This is a genomic window from Ruegeria sp. TASC047 (assembly GCF_059612445.1).
The window spans coordinates 1-2,402 of the sequence record NZ_JBXWQP010000048.1 but is presented as its reverse complement, the minus strand read 5'-3'; the positions used below and the strand labels follow the sequence as shown (position 1 = coordinate 2,402).

The 2,402-nt window shown below is 52.9% G+C and carries 1 pseudogene; it reads right to left on the bottom strand.

Features of this window, described 5'->3' with window-relative positions:
- Nucleotides 1–225 precede the first annotated feature (225 nt).
- A pseudogene (locus AC2FLO_RS17530) lies at nt 226–1,080 on the bottom strand (alpha/beta hydrolase).
- Nucleotides 1,081–2,402: the final 1,322 nt, after the last annotated feature.

Below are 2,402 nucleotides of genomic sequence, written 5' to 3'. Positions count from 1 at the left end.
GAATTGTTTGACAGGTTCGCCATTCTTGCGCGGCGTAAAATTCACATTTGAGCAATGGTATCTTGACAGATTAATATGCCAAGAAAAATCGATTATATCTTCAACGTCATAAGCCTGACCTATGGATGAACTTACATAAGAGTTTCGATGTGATCCGAGGGAGCCTCGTGTGGCAAGCTGATCACAATAGAGAACAGAAGGGGATAAACAGACGGTTCCTGACCTTCAGTAAAAACGCCCCAGTTCCCTGATCCTTTGCGGATAATCGTTTGGAAAACGCCAGATGAATTCGCCGGGTGCGCGCACCAGACCGCGCGCGGCGGGGTCTTTGTTGGTCAGCAATGATAGGAAAAGATCGCTGCTAGCCCATGGTGAAGACCGGAAGTACCAATGCCCGTTGCCAGTGCCCGCCTCTTCGGCATCCGTCACGTCGATGACATGCAGCTTTGGGGTCCGGGCCAGTTCCGCTTGCACCGCAGGCACTGCTTCGCCGGGCGGCGAGGTCTCTCCGACGCGCTTGCGGCCAAAAACGAGCCTAGACATCGCCAGGGCGGAATCCGTTTGCGACGGATAGATCGCCAGATCCGTAACCGCATCGAGAAGACCGTCCTCGATGGCATGAATGAAATAAGCACGGTCCAGATCGCTGCCGATCAGGACGAGCTTGCCCAACCGCGCGTTTCCCTCGGCCCCCTACCCAATTTGATAGGCGGCGTCAAATGCCAGCCTTGTCCCGGCACTGTAGCCGATCAGGTGAATGCAACGGGCATTGGTATGGGTCGAAAGAAAGGCAATCAGCGCGCGCAGATAGCGTCGCGAGGCCAGCGCCGATTCCTGATCGCGGAAATAGGCCAGCGTATTTGGGGTTGCTGTCCAGTTGTAACTGATGAAAGTGCCCCGATAGCCCAGGAAATGCTGCAACTGGCTTGAGACTAATGTGGAATAGTCGAAATCCACATTATAGCCATGAATGTAGATGAAAATGTCCTTGTTGGCCGATTGTGCCAATTGCGCATTGATTTGCGACGCAAATTGGCTGCCGGCGGCTTCGACTTCGGCACGGCTGCGTGGCGTATCCATGTAATTGATAGCGCTGAACGGCAGAATGCCGGTCTCGGTCACGCCCACCACCCGCAGTCTATAGTCCTGATCCCGCGCCGCGGCGAGTGTTATGCGCCGTACATTTTCCCAGGTTTCAAGCGGCGGGTCCGACGCAACCTGCGCGACACCCGCGCGCTGCACTTGCCCCCGTGCGTTATTGTAGCTTTTCTGCGGGTCGTCCGGTTCTTTGGGCTGGCGGTCGGTTGCGTAAAACAGACGCGCCCGCGACTCGAAATTACCCTCGGTCACATCCCCGAACGGGTCAAGCGTGCCATTGGCAAAGACCGTTGGCGAAGGCATCATGTCAATTTCATTGTAGGTTTTCGCCGCGCACCCCGTCAGGGTTATGAAGATAATTAGCCAACAGAACCTATGCATCAGACACTTTACGCCCCAGAATTTCCGCCGCATTGAGATCTGCCGGTACGAGCTTTCAACCATTTTTGCAAATGGACCATCTTTGGTAGGCCTTAGAGGATGCCTGCGACAACGATGGCGGCAGATTGCGGGCCGGGACCGTGGATGATGCTGTCAGAGAGACGTTTGACGAGTTCAAATAAGCGGCCAAATTAACCAATCGCCGCTGATTTCGGGGTCGGCTTCTTGATGAGTCTTTTACAATGTGGAGCTACGCAAAGGCGCAAGGGACCATGTGAAAACGGCTATGAAACGGGCCAGATGTTCATCACGGTGAAGGACATGTGCGAATAGTCATGAACGTTTCCTGCACTGAAGAGATTCGCACCAGAATTTTACCACTCTTGGCTGTCCGGCTCCCGCCGCACGTTTGTGGGCCCCAAAAGGATGTTTGTTTGCTGTTTTTTACCTTGGCCCCACCCTATCCAGGGATCGAAGCTTCCAGAGAACCCGGCGCAATTCAGCGGTTTTTCGATTGGATGAAACTCCTCCAGTGCACTGCCTGTGCTCCAAAGTTAAAACGATTTGCGATCGTGTGGCTTTTTGTTGCTTTTTCTTGACCGGGCAAACGAATTAATACATTTTACCAAAATAAAACCAGAATGGAGCACAAATTATCACGAATACAGACCGTTTTTATCGCTCCACACCGCCCTTGAGTGAGACTTTTCGTCTCGGTGTAAGGATGGTTTCGGAGTGGCGGCAGTGCTAATAACGGAATGTCCTGTGCGGACTGGTTATGGTAACCTGAAATAGAAAGGTATCGCCCCGACAGTTTGCAGTTAACAGCACATTTTGAGGGTGCAATTCTGTCAAATTGGCGGTCACTGACTTCACTTGACCCGAAGCGCCTCGCAAAAGAAGGCGCCCAACAAAAAAGATCA